General features: G+C 57.0%; 13 protein-coding genes. 4 read left to right on the top strand and 9 right to left on the bottom strand.

What is annotated here, in order from left to right; translation table 11 throughout:
• Positions 1-83: 83 nt before the first annotated feature.
• From QZ534_RS14620 to QZ534_RS14635, 4 genes are all read right to left on the bottom strand, one after another.
• On the bottom strand, positions 84-845 hold the full coding sequence (locus QZ534_RS14620; RefSeq protein ID WP_296935327.1) for a HAMP domain-containing protein: 762 nt from the start codon (positions 843-845) through the stop codon (positions 84-86).
• On the bottom strand, positions 842-1681 hold the full coding sequence (locus QZ534_RS14625; RefSeq protein ID WP_296935331.1) for a phosphate/phosphite/phosphonate ABC transporter substrate-binding protein: 840 nt from the start codon (positions 1679-1681) through the stop codon (positions 842-844). Before QZ534_RS14625 ends, QZ534_RS14620 begins: the two co-directional genes overlap by 4 nt.
• A gap of 13 nt (positions 1682-1694) precedes the next feature.
• A complete protein-coding gene (locus QZ534_RS14630) occupies positions 1695-3491 on the bottom strand; it encodes an EAL domain-containing protein (protein ID WP_296935332.1) in 1797 nt (598 codons plus the stop codon).
• 149 nt (positions 3492-3640) lie between these two features.
• On the bottom strand, positions 3641-4105 hold the full coding sequence (locus QZ534_RS14635) for a hypothetical protein (RefSeq protein ID WP_296935334.1): 465 nt from the start codon (positions 4103-4105) through the stop codon (positions 3641-3643).
• Positions 4106-4434: 329 nt separating this feature from the next.
• Here QZ534_RS14635 and QZ534_RS14640 point away from each other — a divergent pair, with 329 nt between their 5' ends.
• From QZ534_RS14640 to QZ534_RS14655, 4 genes are read left to right on the top strand one after another with little or no spacing between them, the layout of a single operon-like run.
• Positions 4435-6504 carry a TonB-dependent siderophore receptor gene (locus QZ534_RS14640; protein ID WP_296935336.1) on the top strand — a complete coding sequence of 690 codons (2070 nt, stop codon included), beginning with the start codon at positions 4435-4437 and terminating at the stop codon, positions 6502-6504.
• Positions 6505-6532: 28 nt separating this feature from the next.
• Positions 6533-7468 (top strand): AraC family transcriptional regulator, encoded by a 936-nt coding sequence (locus QZ534_RS14645; protein WP_296935339.1) that lies wholly within the window; start codon positions 6533-6535, stop codon positions 7466-7468.
• Positions 7469-7520: 52 nt separating this feature from the next.
• Entirely contained in the window at positions 7521-9662 is a 2142-nt protein-coding gene (locus QZ534_RS14650) for a TonB-dependent siderophore receptor (protein WP_296935342.1), read from the top strand.
• Positions 9663-9718: 56 nt separating this feature from the next.
• Positions 9719-10918, top strand: coding sequence for an MFS transporter (locus tag QZ534_RS14655; RefSeq protein ID WP_296935345.1), 1200 nt, complete (start codon positions 9719-9721; stop codon positions 10916-10918).
• A gap of 33 nt (positions 10919-10951) precedes the next feature.
• On the opposite strand, the gene QZ534_RS14660 is transcribed toward QZ534_RS14655, so the two are convergent.
• The 5 genes from QZ534_RS14660 to atpD form a co-directional block, all read right to left on the bottom strand.
• Positions 10952-11422 (bottom strand): hypothetical protein, encoded by a 471-nt coding sequence (locus QZ534_RS14660; RefSeq protein WP_296935348.1) that lies wholly within the window; start codon positions 11420-11422, stop codon positions 10952-10954.
• A 101-nt stretch (positions 11423-11523) separates the two neighbouring features.
• Complete coding sequence (gene glmS / locus QZ534_RS14665; RefSeq protein WP_296935350.1) at positions 11524-13356, bottom strand: glutamine--fructose-6-phosphate transaminase (isomerizing); 1833 nt, start codon at positions 13354-13356, stop codon at positions 11524-11526.
• A gap of 30 nt (positions 13357-13386) precedes the next feature.
• The gene (gene glmU / locus QZ534_RS14670; protein WP_296935352.1) at positions 13387-14751 is read right to left on the bottom strand and encodes a bifunctional UDP-N-acetylglucosamine diphosphorylase/glucosamine-1-phosphate N-acetyltransferase GlmU; all 1365 of its coding nucleotides are present in this window, start codon (positions 14749-14751) and stop codon (positions 13387-13389) included.
• Positions 14752-14899: 148 nt separating this feature from the next.
• Positions 14900-15322, bottom strand: coding sequence for a F0F1 ATP synthase subunit epsilon (locus QZ534_RS14675; RefSeq protein WP_008172596.1), 423 nt, complete (start codon positions 15320-15322; stop codon positions 14900-14902).
• A 47-nt stretch (positions 15323-15369) separates the two neighbouring features.
• A partial coding sequence (gene atpD / locus QZ534_RS14680) for a F0F1 ATP synthase subunit beta (protein WP_296935357.1) occupies positions 15370-16683 on the bottom strand: 1314 nt, incomplete at its 5' end.

Below are 16683 nucleotides of genomic sequence, written 5' to 3' on the forward strand. Positions count from 1 at the left end.
CGTCAGGAACTGCATCTGTTTTTTCGACAACTAGAATTCGACAGCCTTGTACGTACGAAGCGGGAAGAATGTTTGAACAAGGCTCAACGCCGCCGTTGCTCCGAAAACCTCTTCTGGAGTAACCCGTTCAGCTCCTCAAGCTCGGCGATCCTCCGCTCACTGGCGGCCTTTTCCCAGGCAACCCGCTCCGTCAGACGGTCAATTTCCGCAGCAACTTCGGAAACCTCGTCAAGCTGGGTGTCCTTAACCCGCTGATGATATTCGCCGTTATTTACCCGCCCCAGTATGCGCCGGATGTGTTTCAATCGCCGGACAAGATAGTAGCCCGCGGCAATGGAAAACAAGGCAGCGGCCAACACTTCAAGGCCGGCAATAGCCAGACTTCTGCGCTTGACCTGCTCGATACCCTGCAACTGTTCCCTCAGGTCCAGGCCAATTTCCACCGTGCCGTAATTCAGACCTGCCTTCACGATGGCGGCTTTTGCCATGTAGAGCTCCGAAAGGCCATCGGTCTCTCTCGAGCGCTGGAAAGAATGGCGCAGGGCATCCGGATTACCCGCCTCGGCAAGGAGATGGCCATTGTAGTCAATTACTCGGGCAAACGCGGTTCCAGGGGTCCTGGCAGCGGCGTCTACAAACGACTGCAGGGATCCAAGGTCCAGAGATAACACGTCATCGGCAGCGGTGGCGGCAAAAATCCGGGCGATAGACTGGGCCCGACGTTCCACTTCATCGGTTGTTGACGAGTCAATAAAGTGAAAGACCGAATACAACAGCACCACCAGCATGACCACTTCGATCATACCGATCCCGATCACGGCCTGGGCGCGGATTGATAGCTTCACGGATCGTCCGTTTTCTGGATAAAGTCCAGGCCAAGTCCCCGGACATCGTCCCAATCGTGGTTCCCGGCGGGGACCAGAGTCTTGAGGTTGGCGCGTTGCAGAAGGGCCACGCCTTCTTCGCTGCTACCAAGATTGGTCAACGCTGCCTGTATACGCAACCTCTGGTCATCGGTATGCTTCGGATGCACCGCAATAGCGTGGGGCGTATAACCCTCGGATCGCCAAAGTACCCGAACGCCGGTAAGACCGCCGGCAATCGCCGAGTTATAAGTGCGCTCTATCCCACCGCCGGCAGCCGCGAAACCTTTCTGAACGTTCAGGTATACCGATTCGTGGGAAGACACAAAGCGCGGCGTGTAGGTGACACCCAGCCGTTCCAGCTCAGCACGGGTCAATATCGTGGCGGCAAACGCCGCCGGCGCGGGGAAAGCCAGTGTCGATCCCTCAAGCTCTTCGAGGGTGGTAACGGGGCTGTCTTCGCCAACCACAATGATCCCACGTATCCGTTTTTCCCCCTCACGGGCGACGGCCTGGTAACCCGGCGATTCACTGAACTCCACGTAGTGGTAGGGGTTCATATAGGCAATATCGTACTGGCCCGCCAGGACACGCTCTTCGAAGGTGGGAATGTCCGGCGCGGTGGTAAACCGTACCTGACGACCCAATTGCTCCGATAGATACCGCATCAAGGGGGTCCACTGATCCGCCAGTTTGCTGGAGGACTCCTGGGGAACAATGCCGAAAAGCAGTGGGTCTTCCGCACTGTAAGCGCTAATGGGTTGAGTGGCGATCAGTAATGCAACCAACCACGGAACAAAACCTCGCTTTAACTTCATCCAGACACACTCTTCAATAGCCAGTAGTTGCCAAATACCTGGTTTCTACAAATGGGTAACAAGTACCCGAATCAAGGAGCAGGGCCAGATAATCATTCAGTGGCATCGGTTTGTGCGCATAATAGCCCTGAATAAGGACGCCACCAATGCCCTCGATCAATTGCCACTGGGCCTGGTTCTCTACCCCTTCAATCACACTCTTCATGTATGCCTGGTCGGCCATAGCGATCACGGAAGCCAGGAACCGGGCCTTGTCCTCGCTCTCTTCAATGCCATTCACAAAACATCGGTCGATCTTGAGTCGGTCTACCTTCAGTTCACGGACATACTCCAGCGACGAGTGCCCGGTGCCGAAATCATCCAGCGCGAAGGTTACGCCCATAGAATGAAGGCTGCCTATCAGCTGGTTGATGCGCTGGAATTCCAGGGCCGCATTGTCTTCGGTAATCTCCATACAGAGGGCGTTGGCAGGGATTCCGGCATCAATCAAAAGACTCTGAACGTCCTGCACCAGATGATCGTCCAGCATGGAAGGGTTGAGATTGATTGAGAGATTGCCACTAAAGCCGAGGTTCTGATAAAGCGATTGGGTCTCCCGTGCAATCTGCCGGAACAGCCAACGACCCAGCTCCACACCCAGGCCATAACGCTCACACAGGTCCACCACACGGTTCGGGGGTACAAAGCCGACACGCTCATCCCGGCAACGAAGAAGCACCTCGGCACCGGTCACCAGATTTATGTTTTCGGAACTCACAATAGGCTGATACACCAGGCTCAGATGAAGGGTGCCGGGTTCATTGTTGAAAAACCGGATAAGGCCGGTGTGGACAAGCCGATCCTCCTCGATTCTACGGCGGAGATCTTCCTGGTTGATGCAGTAGTTGTGGCCTTCCAGCCGCGCCTGAGTCAAAGCCCGGTGGGCGCGTTGGTAACGAATACTCCAGTCCGGACTATTACCCTGGCACTGCGGGTCTACACCCATAACTGCCGACACATGCAAGACAGAGTCCTTGATGCGCCAATCAAAGGTGGTTGCGCCGACCAATCGTTTGGCAATCGTTTCGATGTCTTCGGTCAGACTCACTGACATAAACATCACAAACCCGCTCTGCGAGGCCTGGATCAGCTCATCATCAGCGCCCAGCTGCTTCCGGAGCTTTCGGGCAAAAACCCTAAGCAAATCATCTCCACCTTCAGTTCCGAAATCGCTCAGAACCAGCTGAAAACCTCTGATTTCACAAGTGATAATGGCTTTTTCAGGGGATACACGGCGAACACCGTGGAGATATTGGCTGTTCGGAAGACCGGTTACGGGATCTACCCTGGACTGCCTGCGAACAAAGGCAATAGCAAAAGCCAGGTACGAAAACACGGCAACCAGAGCCACCAGAGTCAGGACTCGGAGGTTGGCAAGCCTATTGCGGGATTCCTCAACGGCAGTCACAAGCCGACTGGCTTCGTCACCGACGAAGTTATCGATAACCAGCTGCTGAATACCCGCCTTCTGGCGGTTCCAGGCCTCCATAACTGGCACAATGTCTTCGGGCCCACTTCCCACACCAGCCAAAACCGGCTCCTCCAGCGCCCTTAACTGACTGAACAGGGCTTTCAGACGCAGTTCATTGTCCTGGTGGTCCCGGGTTGCCCGCGACTCGGAACCGTTAAGCAGGTAATCATACCGGCTCCACAATACGTCGTAGCGCAGGGTCAACTCGTCCTGATCGCCCACACCCTTCGCCGCCAGCGACAGTTCCCGATCAAAGTCGCCTGCTTCAGTGCCCAACTGGGCCAGGTTCCACGACGCCATACGCAGGGTTCCCAGAGAAACTGACTGCAGTTTCCTGTCCTGAATATACGTATAGAAACTCCCGCCCAGGAGCAGGAGTACGATCAGGAACAGAAAGACAACGGTGGTTCGCGAAAACAAACCTGAAAGTAGGGCGCCCTTGGTCAAGGTTATTCCAGCTCAATGCCGCTGAGTTGCCAGACCATGTAGCGATGAAAATCTTCGTTATCCAGTTCCGGGCGCTCAGACAGTGGAAGAATGACCCAGAAGGGGCCCCGGTCTCGAACAGACATGGTCTTGGATTCCCTACGGGTGGCAATGATCGCATCGAGTGACAGCAGATCTTCCAGAGAGCCCGAGACATTGTAATTGTTCAGGGCCGTCAGGGTGATCTGTGACTGCCCGGATACACCGAAGGTCTCAAGAACCCGTGCCAGGGTTGGTCCCGAGAACTGGACCTCGCCGTCAAAATAGGGGCTGATTGTCGAAAAGGTGGTTTGGGGAAAGCTTTCCAGTTCATTCCGGTCCAGAACCAGAGTGCTTGCTCCATTGGTAATTGTCAGCTTTGGAGCCGCCAACACGTGGGCAGGAAAGACGAAGATCATCAGAAGAAAAATCAGTGGCAAACGACGCAATGAAGGCACCCTTTTGGCTGGATGAATCGAAAATTACGGCCAAGGTAATGTGATGGATTTTTAAGCGCCAGCAGGGATTTGTTACCTTGCGCAACTGATTTGCAAGAAACTTAAAAATGGCTTGGAAGTTAAAAAAATAATCAAATAAAACAATGGCTTTTGCGTATCAACGGAGCACGTCGGCAAGCTAGGTAATTGCCGAAAGCTATCAAAGAGGACACGTCCACCTGCCTTTAATTTTAATGATATTTATTTGCATTATTATTTGCCGGGCAATACTATCCTGAAGCAAATTCCCAAACACCACCAATAGCTTCAGGGTTTTGATAATGTTCGCCGTTCTCTCTCCCGAGCCCCTCGCAAGGGCCATTCGCCTGATCGTATGCGTCGGTATCGCCGCTAATGCACTGCCTGTTTTAGCCCAGGAAGACACCACAACCAACCTGGATGCCCTGGTGGTTTCCGCCACAGCACTCAAGGTGGAGACACCGCTGGTTGAAACACCAAGGCCAGCTTCCGTGGTCGATGAAGAGGAACTCCGTGAGCGCAACGTACAATCCCTTGATGAAACATTCCGCTATCGCGCCGGCGTGGTTTCCGGCCACTATGGCGCAGACAACGACACTGACTGGTTCAAGATCCGGGGTTTCGACCAGGCCACCTATCAAGACGGATTGCGCATCTATCGCGAGGGCTTCTATCAGTGGCTGCCGGAAACCTATGGCCTTGAACGCGTTGAACTCCTCAAGGGACCCGCGTCCATTCTTTACGGTGAGGCGCCCCCTGGCGGCGTAATCAACGCCATCAGTAAACGCCCGACTGATCAGGCGCAGGGAGAACTTCAGATTCAGGCTGGCACCAACGAGCACCGCCAATTGGGTCTGGACACCTCAGGCCCGATTGGAGACAGCGATTCGGTCAGCTATCGCCTGGTTGGCCTGTACCGTTCCGCCGATGGTGATATTGACTACACCGAAAACGAACGCTACTACCTGGCGCCCAGCCTGCGCTGGGATGTGTCCGACGATACCTCCCTGACATTCCTGGCGAGTCTTCAGAAGGATGATGCCGTACCCTACAATGGCTTCAAGCTGGCTTACGGCACAATCCAGGATACGCCCTTTGGCAAGGTTGAACCTTCCACCTTTTATGGCGAACCCGGATACGACACCAACGAACGTACCCAGTCCTCTGTCGGTTACAGCCTTTCACATCGCTTCAACAACACCTGGGAGTTTCAACAGGACACCCGTTACAGCGAGCTCGACCTGCTACTGCGCAGTATCTACATGTCGTTCCAGAGTGGCTCGAGAGAAGGGACCCGCGGCATCGTCTATCGCGATGGGGATCTGTCCAGTTGGACGGTGGATAACCGGCTGGTGGGCACCTGGTTTACTGACCGCACTGAAAACACCCTGTTGATCGGTGTGGACTATCAGGACCTCGAAACCGACGGTCTGGAACTGGATAATTTCGCCTTTTCCACGATCGACATCTTCGACCCGACTTACGGTAATTTCACGCCGGTATCACCTGCAGACCTGACCCGCCGAAACATCACCAAGGAGCAAACCGGCCTGTATCTCCAGAATCAGCTCCGACTGGACGACCGCTGGATCTTTCTCGCGGGCGCGCGGTACGACCAGGCTGAGGTGGTTGATCGCAACCTGACCGCGGCTTCCCGGCAGAGAGCCGACGACGATCAGATATCTCTCTCCGGTGGGGTTATGTACCTGGCGGATAATGGCTTCTCGCCATACCTTTCGTGGACCGAGTCGTTCCAACCGATTGCCGGCGTGGATAACAACGGCAACCTTTACGAACCGCGGGTTGGTGAACAGTTGGAATTTGGCGTCAAATACGCTCCGAACAGTCTGGACGGCTATGTGACGGCGGCCATCTATAACATTGAGGAAGAAAACTCACTGGTCACCAGTCCCTCCGGCTTTCAGGTTCAGGAAGGCGTCAGGGAAACCCAGGGCTTTGAACTTGAGAGTGTCGCCTATCTGACCGAACAGCTCGAGTTGACAGCTGCCTACACCTACAACGACGCGACAACGGACAACACCTCCGACAACCAGCCCGCGGCCGCTGCGAATCTGATCCCCCGTCATTCTGCGTCGGTTTGGCTGGACTACGCCTTCCAGGATTTTGCGCCAGGTCTGAAGCTCGGTGGTGGCGCCCGGTACGTTGGCAGTACCGACGACAGCTTCACGGGAACCGAGGTGCCTTCTTACACGGTGGTGGACCTGATGGCGCAGTACCAGTTCGTGGACAACTGGATCGCACAGCTGAACGTGAACAACATTGCTGATCGCGAGTACGTCGCCAGCTGTGAGTTCTACTGTTACTACGGCGAAGAGCGCAGTGTGGTCGGCACCCTGAGCTATCGCTGGTAAATCCCCTGCCCGGGAACAGGAGCCCCCGATGACCCCGTCAAGCCGGCAAACACAGCTGGGCAGGATCGGGAAGGTTCTGGATTACATCCACCTGAACCTGGACAAGCCGCTGGCCGTTACCAGCCTTGCCAGGATCGGGGGATGGTCCCGCTGGCAATTCAACCGCGTGTTCGCCTTCGAGACCGGTCAATGCGTCGGGCAGTATGTGAGGGAACTGCGGCTGAGCCTGGCGGCGGAAATGCTGCTGTTTACCGATCAGCGCATCATCGATATTGGCCTGGCCTGCGGCTTTGGCTCCGACATCAGCTTCAGCCGCAGTTTCAAACAGCATTTCGGGTGTCCACCGGCCCAATACCGGCGCCGCGGACTGCCGTGCCTGCTGAGCACGCCTTTATGTCTCGATCCGGCCCTTCTGCCGGATGCCTCCCTCCGGGCCCGAGTCCCTGCCATCCGGCTTGATTCAAGGCCGGCGTTCACCGTGGCCGGTCGCTCCGAGAAGATACGGGGACTGTTCTCGTCCAATCCTGATTTCAACGTCAAGGTCCCTGCGCTCTGGGGTTCGTTATCGGCCGCCGGGCTGCTGCCAGAGGAGCAACCCAGGTTTGGCGTTATTGATCTCTCCGGGGGAGCGGGTCCCGAATTCCACTATCTGGCTGGTGTTGAAACCGGTGAAGCCCACGCTTCTCAAGGTCTCGAAGTGCTTCAGGTGCCTGCCCAGAATTATGCGGTGGTCTCCTTTCAGGGCCCCATCCGCTCACTCGCTGAAATCCTGAAATGGTTTTTCAATGCCTGGCTTCCACATGCCGGCTGCAAGGCGGTCTATGAATTTGATCTGGAGGTCTACCCTCCGGAATTCGACGCCCGGGCGCCGGAAGTGAGCATGGAATACTGGATTCCAGTCGTGCTTGAGACACCATTAATTACCGGCATGCACCAATCGGTTAAGTCCTGTTCAACCAGATAAATATAATGGGAATGATTCGCAATTAATTATTCGAGGTTTAACAGGACCCATTATGCATTCACACGTTATCAAACCCTCCACACTGGCTGTTGCCATTGGCCTGGCTGTCAGCCAGATGGCTGCCGCGGACTCCAATGAACCCCTGGAACTGGACACCATGACGGTGTACGGCGAGACCTACAGAAACACCGCCACCAAGACAGCACTGGAACCGGGCGAAACCCCGCAAAGCATCTCCGTTCTGGACCAACAGGCCCTGGAGATGCGCGATGCCGACTCCGTAGCCACCGCCCTCCGCTATGCTCCGGGTGTGAACACCGAGTTGCGGGGCGGAGCTGTGGGCCGGCTGGATTTGTTCAGCATCCGCGGTTTCATCAACTATCAGAACTACTACGACGGCCTTCAGCTTCTCTACAACGACTGGAATCTCCAGCCCCAAATTGATCTGAAAGCCGTGGAGCAGGTTGAAGTTTTCCGTGGCCCCACCTCCACGCTGTACGGATCCATGCCGCCCGGTGGCATGGTCAACCTGATCGGCAAACAGCCCTCCACTGAGAGCTTCAACAAGATTGAAGTGGCCGGCGGTTCCCGAAATCTGGCCGAAGCGTCAGTTGAAAGCCGCGGCCAACTGGGCGACTCCAGCCTGTCCTATAGCCTGGTGGGCCTGACCCGAACCCGTGACGGACAGGCCGAAACATCCGAAGAAGAACGTCACATGATCGCGCCGTCCGTGGATTGGCAGGTCAGTGAGGACACCCTGGTAAACTTCAACCTGTACTACCAGAAAGACCCGGCCATGGGCATCTACACCACCCTGCCCGCCTCCGGTCTCTTACTGCCCAACCCCAATGGCGAGCTACCGCAGGATGCCTTCTCCGGCGACGCCAACTGGAACGAGTTTGATAAAGAGGTGTTGCTTGCCGGCTACAAGGTGAACCACAACATCAATGACAACTGGAATTTCCTGCAGAACTTCCGGTACACCGATGCGGAGGCGTTTCAGACCAATACCTACGGAACCGGGCTCGCGGCCAATGGCAGAACTCTGTCGCGACAGGCCTACCTGACTGATGAGGCAACGACTGGCTTTACGGTGGACAACCAGTTCTCAGGACGCTTCCAGACCGGCTCGGCCCGGCACAATATCCTGGTCGGTTTTGATTACCTCAGCCTCGATTCAGATGTGATCTATGAAGATACATCCTTCGGCAGCGGTGCGCCCTCAATCGATCTTTATGATCCCGACTACTATCAGATTTCCCGCAGCACGATCGACATTACCGACACTGTGTACTCCTCCGACTTCAACATTCGTAAGAAGCAGCTTGGCGTCTATCTCCAGGACCAGATCGAGCTGAACCGTTTCGTATTCATCGGCGGCGTTCGATGGGATGACTTCACCGGTGAGGAAAAAGGCAAGCAATATGGTGGAGCGATCGACAGGAAACTGGACCAAGACAACTTTTCCACCCGGGCCGGCATGATGTACCAGGCTGCCAACGGCGTTTCGCCCTATATTAATTACGCCGAAAGCTTCGAGCCACAAACCGGCAGCGACCGTAATGGCAACGAGTTTGACCCTTCCACGGGCGACCAGTGGGAGCTCGGTGTAAAATACCAGTCACAGGATCAGCGCACCTCGGCAAACCTCGCCTTCTATCAGATCACCAAGGAAAACGTGCCAACACGCGATCCCAACGGCGGCCCCTATGATCAGATCCAGGCAGGCGAAGTACGGTCACAGGGTATCGAACTGGAAGCCCAGGCCCAGCCCATCGACAGTCTGCTGGTAACCGCCAGCTACACGCTGCAGGATGTGGAAGTCACCAAAGACAACACCGGCCTGAAAGGTCAGACCCCGGTTTGGGTGCCAGACCAGATGCTCTCTGTCTGGGCCGACTATGGCTTCTATAGTGGCCCGCTGGATGGCCTGGTGGCCGGGATTGGTGCCCGCTACATTGGTGAAGCGGAATACAACGCCGCCACCAACGAGGGCAATGTGCCGGATGCCACCCTGCTGGATATCGCCCTGCGCTACAATCTGGGGCGGGTCTCCCACACCCTCCGCGGCACCGAACTGGGCCTGTCCGTGAACAACCTTACTGACGAGCGCTATTACAGCTGCTTTGACAGCAGTAACTGCTGGTTCGGCGAGGAACGAACCGTTGAAGCATCAGTCTCCTACACCTTCTGACCGGTAAGGAACCGAATAGAATGGACGCCATGGACTCTTGCGGAGCTGCCTGACCCATGGCGCCCATTCCCAACCCTGCCTCTTCCCCACACTTGCCCCGGAGCATCTGGATTCTGGGCTTCGTCAGCCTGCTGATGGATGTGTCTTCAGAAATTATCCACAGCCTGCTGCCGATCTATCTGGTGACAGTGCTTGGCGCCAGCGCCCTGGCCGTCGGCCTGATCGAGGGCGCGGCCAATGCCACGGCGCCCATTATCAAGGTGTTTTCCGGAGCACTGAGTGATTACCTGGGCAAACGAAAGGGGTTGGCGATTTTGGGCTACGGGCTCAGCGCACTCTCAAAACCGGTGTTTGCCCTGGCCTCAGGGCTTGGCTGGATTGTCACCGCCAGAATTGTTGACCGGGTGGGCAAGGGTATCCGCGGTGCGCCGAGGGATGCGTTGATTGCCGACCTGGCTCCCCCTGCCCTGCGTGGCGCCGCCTACGGCCTGCGCCAATCCCTGGATGTTGCCGGAGCAGTGGCCGGGCCGCTGCTGGCCATCGCTTTGATGCTACTGTGGCAGAACGACTATCAGGCGGTGTTCTGGGCGGCAGTGGTGCCGGCCGTGCTAACGGTTCTTTTGCTGGTGTTCGGTGTTCATGAACCGCCCCCGGCAAATGCCAGACCCCGAACCAACCCGATCCAGCGCGCCAATCTCAAGCGCCTGACCCGGGCCTACTGGACCATTGTCGTCATCGGCGCCCTGTTTACCCTGGCCCGTTTCAGCGAGGCCTTCATTCTGCTACGCGCGGAGGAACTGGATCTGGCGCTTGCCTGGCTGCCACTGGTCATCGTCGCCCTTAATCTGGCGTTCTCCTTGTCTGCCTACCCCTTCGGCAAACTCTCGGACCGCCTGCCCGCCCCTGTACTGCTGGTCATTGGCCTGGTGCCGCTGATTCTGGCCGATATCCTTCTCGCCACAGCCGATCACTGGGCCCGGGTACTGGCCGGTGCCATCGCCTGGGGCCTGCATATGGGCATCACCCAGGGCCTGTTCGCCAAGCTGGTTGCCGACACTGCCCCGGACCACCTGCGAGGCACCGCGTTTGGCGTTTTCAACCTGATCACCGGCCTGACGCTGTTCCTGGCCAACATGCTTGCCGGGATACTCTGGGTCTGGGGTGGAGCCGCACTGACATTTTACGCCGGTGCGGTTATCGGAGTGGTGGTGATTGCAATTCTTTTGGTCTGGTCGCGACGCCAGCGGCCAACCTAGGCGAGAGGTTGGCCTTGACGTTTAAAGAAGAAATCAGTGCAACACCCTGACCATGGTCACCCGGTTCCTCGGCGCAAAAGGCATCGAACGCCAGTTCAAGTAGTCTGAAAAGAAATCCGCCTGGCGGGCAGGATCAATAAGTACCGACACGCATTCCTGGAAATCGCAGCAACCATCGTTGGCGGCCTGGCTATCCGGGTGTTGAAGACACTCCAGAGCTCGGAGGATCACCGCATCCATGGCGTTACGATCGCCTCGGTCCAGCAGTGCTCGGGAGACAAGAATGGCCGAGAGCGTCAGTTCAACATGCATGCAGGTTTCGTCGGCGCTACAGGAGAGGCAGGCCAGATCGAACGCGCTCCCGGCCAGTGAGATCACATCCTGCAGTTGACCCTGCTCGCTCAAAGCCTGGGCGTTTTCCATCCAGAACAGCCAGAGGTCTTTTCGCTCTTCCAGCGGAAGATCGGCAAATTGCTGGCGGTGATTGGGGCACAAAAATTTCATCGTGGTCTCCTTGATAATCCATCGCCAATGATAATAATTATCATTGGCGATGGATTCAAGAAAAACCGTTTATTGTTTGATCAGCGCGCAAGCGATCAGGGTTATTCGACTGTTACACTCTTGGCCAGGTTCCGCGGCTGGTCCACATCGGTGCCCTTGAGCACGGCCACATGATAGGACAGCAGCTGAAGTGGCACGGTATAAACAATAGGGGCCGTAATCGGATGCACTGACGGAATATGCATCACGTGCAGGCCCTCTTCGGCTTTCACATCGGCCTTTTTATCGGCGAAGACAAACAGTTCACCGCCGCGGGCACGGACCTCTTCCAGGTTGGACTTGAGCTTCTCAACCAGGTCGTTGTTGGGTGCTACGGTGACCACCGGCATTTCGCTGTCCACCAGGGCCAGGGGACCATGCTTGAGCTCACCCGCCGGATAGGCCTCTGCGTGGATGTAGGAAATTTCCTTGAGCTTGAGGGCGCCCTCGAGGGCGACCGGGAACTGGGAACCGCGGCCAAGGAACAGGCTGTGGTTCTTGTCCATGAAGGCCTTGGACATCTCGGCAATTTCGCCATCCAGAGCCAGCACATCGTTCACCTGGCCAGGCAGTAGATGGATGGCCTCAACGATCTCCGCTTCCTGCTCCTCGGGCAGCCCATTGTGGCGGGCCAGGGCCAGAGTGAAAATCAGCAGCGCGGTCAGCTGGGTGGTGAAGGCCTTGGTGGAGGCCACGCCGATCTCAGGTCCGGCCTGGGTCATGATCACCAGGTCGGATTCCCGCACCAGGGAGCTGCCCGGTACGTTGCAGATGGCCAGCGCCGCCCGGAAACCGGCTTTCTTGGCCTGGCGCAGGGCCGCCAGAGTGTCGGCGGTTTCGCCGGACTGGGAGATACAGAGAAACAGGGTGTCCTGCTGGATCACGTGCTTGCGGTACCGGAATTCGGAAGCCACTTCCACGGAGCAGGCAATACCGGCCAGCTCTTCAATCCAGTAACGGGCCACCATACCGGCGTGGTAACTGGTGCCACAGGCAATGATCTGGACGTGACGCACGTTCTCAAGGAGGTTCGCAGCCTCGGTACCCAGGGCCTGTTCCAGCACCCGGGTGTTGGTGACCCGACCTTCCATGGTGGCCTTGATCACTTTCGGCTGCTCGTAGATTTCCTTGAGCATGAAGTGGCGGTATTCGCCCTTGTCCGCGGAATCCGCGCCGTGTTCGAAGCGGGTCACTTCTCGCTCAACCGTTTGCCCCTCGCGATCGAGAATGGCGATGTTGTCCTTCCGGATGTCGGCAATGTCGCCTTCTTCCAGGAACATGAAGCGGTCGGTCACCGGCAACAGCGCGAGCTGATCGGAGGCGATGAAGTTCTCGCCGATACCCACACCGATCACCAGAGGGCTGCCTTCACGACACACCACCATATGGTCGGGTTCATCGGCGTGGACCACAGCCAGGGCATAGGCACCGCGAAGACGGGCAATGGCGGCCCGAACGGAATCGTGAAGGTTACCCAGGGACCGGTAGTTCTTCTCGATCAGGTGGGCAACGACTTCGGTATCGGTCTGGGAGGTGAACTCGAAACCGTCGGCCCGGAGTTCTTCGCGCAGCTCCTGGTAGTTCTCGATAATACCGTTATGGACGATGGCCAGGCGCTCACCGGACATGTGGGGATGGGCGTTGATCTGGGACGGCTCGCCATGGGTGGCCCAGCGGGTGTGGGCGATGCCCAGATGACCGGCGAGCGGGTTTGCTTTCATGGCATCCCCGAGTGCAGCAACCTTGCCAACTTCCCTTGCACGCTGGACGCTGTGGTCGCCACCGATGACGGCCATGCCCGCGGAGTCATACCCCCGGTATTCCAGACGGCGCAGGCCCTCAAGAAGGATGCCCTGAACGTCCCTTTCCGAAACCGCGCCTACAATTCCACACATGCTGCTCTACCTGTCTGTTGATCGTTTGTATCAGTGTTTCTTCGGCTTTTCCCAGCCGGCAATGTTCCGCTGCCGGCCACGGGCGACGGCCAGTTCGTGATCGGCAACGTCTCGGGTAATGGTCGAACCGGCACCAATGGTGGCCTCTGCCGCAACGGTAACCGGGGCAACCAGAGCGGTATTGGAACCGACAAAGACTCCGTCGCCGAGCACCGTCTGGTACTTGTTCACCCCATCATAATTACAGGTGATGGTTCCTGCACCTACATTCACATTACGACCCAGAGAGGCATCACCCACGTAGCTCAGGTGATTGATCTTGCTGCCTTCGCCGACGATGGCCTTCTTGGTTTCCACGAAGTTGCCCACCTTCGTATTCGCCGCCAGTTCGGTGCCCGGACGGATACGGGCAAATGGCCCGATCTGGGCCTTGGCGCCAATCACCGCCCCCTCAATCACACTGTTGGCCTTGATCTCAGCACCATCAGAAATGGTGGCGTCCTTGATGACGCAACCTGGTCCAATGGACACATTGCTACCGAGGCTGACCTTACCCTCAAAGACCACGTTCACATCAATCCAAAGATCATTGCCAATACTGAGCTCGCCGCGAACATCCACCCGAGCGGGATCCGCCAGTGTTGCGCCTTCTGTCATCAGGCGATCAGCCTGCTGACGCTGGAACCAGCGTTCCAGTTCGGCCAGTTGCAGGCGATTGTTGACCCCCTGCACTTCAAAAGGATTCTCCGGTTGCGACACCGAGACGCGAAGGCCCTGCGCCACTGCCATGGCGATAATGTCGGTAAGGTAGTATTCGCCCTGGGCATTGCTGCTGGAGAGGGTTGGCAACCAGTTCTTCAGGTGTTTTGCTGATACCGCCAGGATGCCGGTATTCACCTCCCGAATCTGTTGTTGCTCCGGCGAAGCATCTTTCTGCTCGACAATGGACTGCACGTCGCCATCGGCATTCCGGACGATCCGTCCGTAGCCCTGGGGGTTGTCCATGGTCACCGTTAGCAGACCCAGGGTGTTGTCATCCAGAGTTCCAACCAGTCCGTCGAGGGTTTCGTGGCGGGTCAGGGGTACATCGCCATAGAGCACAAGAACCCGCGCATCGTCGGGTAGATCCGGCAGGGCCTGGGCCACAGCGTGGCCGGTGCCCAACTGTTCGCTCTGGGTCACCCAGTTTACCGAGGCTTCATCGGTGGCTTCCCGAACCATACTGGCCCCGTGGCCGATTACCGTGTGAATTTTTTCAGCGCCCAGCTGTTTGGCGGTGTCGATGACATGATGGAGCATCGGGCGCCCGGCAATGGGGTGCAACACCTTCGGCAGTGCGGATTTCATTCTGGAACCCTGGCCGGCGGCCAGAATGACGACGTGTAGCGGGCTCATGGAAAAGTCAGGCTCCCGAAGTATTTAGTCTCTGAATGCTTAAAATAAAAAACCGCACCCTTCAAAGCCGGATGGTCAACGTAAAACGCTGATCTTCCAGCCGCTCAGGATGCGGCTTCGGTGTTCGGCAAACCCGAAACGGAAATGCTTATCGCATTTTGTTACGCAGCTGCTGGATGGTACGAAGCTGAGCAACAGCTTCGGCCAGCTCTGCAGCGGCACGGGAGTACTCGAATTCACCGGTCTTGTTGGCAAGTGCTTTCTCGGCTTCTTTCTGAGCTTCGAGCGCGGCTGCTTCGTCCACATCCTTTGCACGAACCGCGGTATCCGCCAACAAAGTCACCAGATTGGGCTGAACTTCCAGATACCCGCCGGACACGTAAAGAATTTCTTCTTCACCGCCCTGCTTGATAATCCGAATAGGGCCCGGCTTCAGCTGGGTCAGCAGCGGAGTGTGACCCGGGGCAATACCCAGGTCACCTTCAGAGCCCGCTGCGATCAGCATTTCCACCAATCCGGAATAGATCTTTGTTTCGGCACTTACCACATCACAATGCACGGTCATACCCATGTCAGTTGCCTCTTTGATCGATCCGGAAACAAATGCGTCGGCTCAGATTAGCTCTTTGCCTTGCTCTTCATTTCCTTCGCTTTCTCGACCGCTTCCTCAATGGTACCAACCATGTAGAACGCCTGCTCGGGCAATTCGTCATAGTCACCATTCAGGATGCCCTTAAAGCTGCTGATGGTTTCCTTGAGGGAAACGTACTTACCGGGGGAACCGGTGAATACTTCAGCAACGTGGAACGGCTGGGACAGAAAACGCTCGATCTTACGGGCACGGGCAACGGTCAGCTTGTCTTCTTCTGACAGTTCGTCCATACCCAGGATGGCGATGATGTCTTTCAGCTCCTTGTAGCGCTGCAGGTTAGTCTGCACGCCACGGGCCACTTCGTAGTGCTCCTGGCCGATGATCAGCGGATCCAGCTGACGAGAGGTGGAATCCAGCGGATCGATCGCCGGGTAGATACCCTTGGAAGCGATGTCACGGCTCAGTACCACGGTCGCATCCAGGTGCGAGAAGGTGGTTGCAGGCGACGGGTCAGTCAAGTCATCCGCCGGTACGTATACCGCCTGGATGGACGTGATGGAACCGTTCTTGGTGGAGGTAATACGCTCCTGCAGCTGACCCATCTCTTCAGCCAGAGTCGGCTGGTAACCTACCGCAGACGGCATACGGCCGAGCAGTGCGGATACTTCGGTACCTGCCAGGGTGTAACGGTAGATGTTGTCAACGAACAACAGTACGTCACGACCTTCGTCCCGGAACTTCTCGGCCATGGTGAGACCGGTCAGGGCCACACGCAGACGGTTTCCAGGGGGCTCGTTCATCTGGCCGTAAACCATGGCAACCTTATCGAGAACGTTGGACTCCTTCATTTCGTAGTAGAAGTCGTTACCTTCCCGGGTCCGCTCACCAACACCTGCGAATACGGAGAGACCGGAGTGCTCTTTCGCGATGTTGTTGATCAGCTCCATCATGTTTACGGTTTTACCAACACCGGCACCACCGAACAGGCCAACCTTACCACCTTTGGCGAACGGGCAGATCAGGTCGATAACCTTGATGCCGGTTTCCAGCAGGTCCGCAGACGCTGCCTGATCGGCATAGCCAGGAGCCTTACGGTGAATCGCCCAACGCTCTTCTTCGCCGATCTCGCCGGCTTCGTCGATGGGACGACCCAGAACGTCCATGATACGGCCCAGAGTCTGGGTACCAACCGGTACCGAAATCGGGTTGCCGGTGTTTTCTGCTTTCAGGCCACGCTTCAGGCCTTCGGTGCTGCCCATGGCGATGGTACGAACAATGCCGTCACCCAGCTGCTGCTGGACTTCCAGAGTTGTTTCGCCACCTTCAAGCAGCAGTGCGTC

Source organism: uncultured Marinobacter sp. (assembly GCF_913055835.1).
Classification (GTDB): Bacteria; Pseudomonadota; Gammaproteobacteria; order Pseudomonadales; family Oleiphilaceae; genus Marinobacter.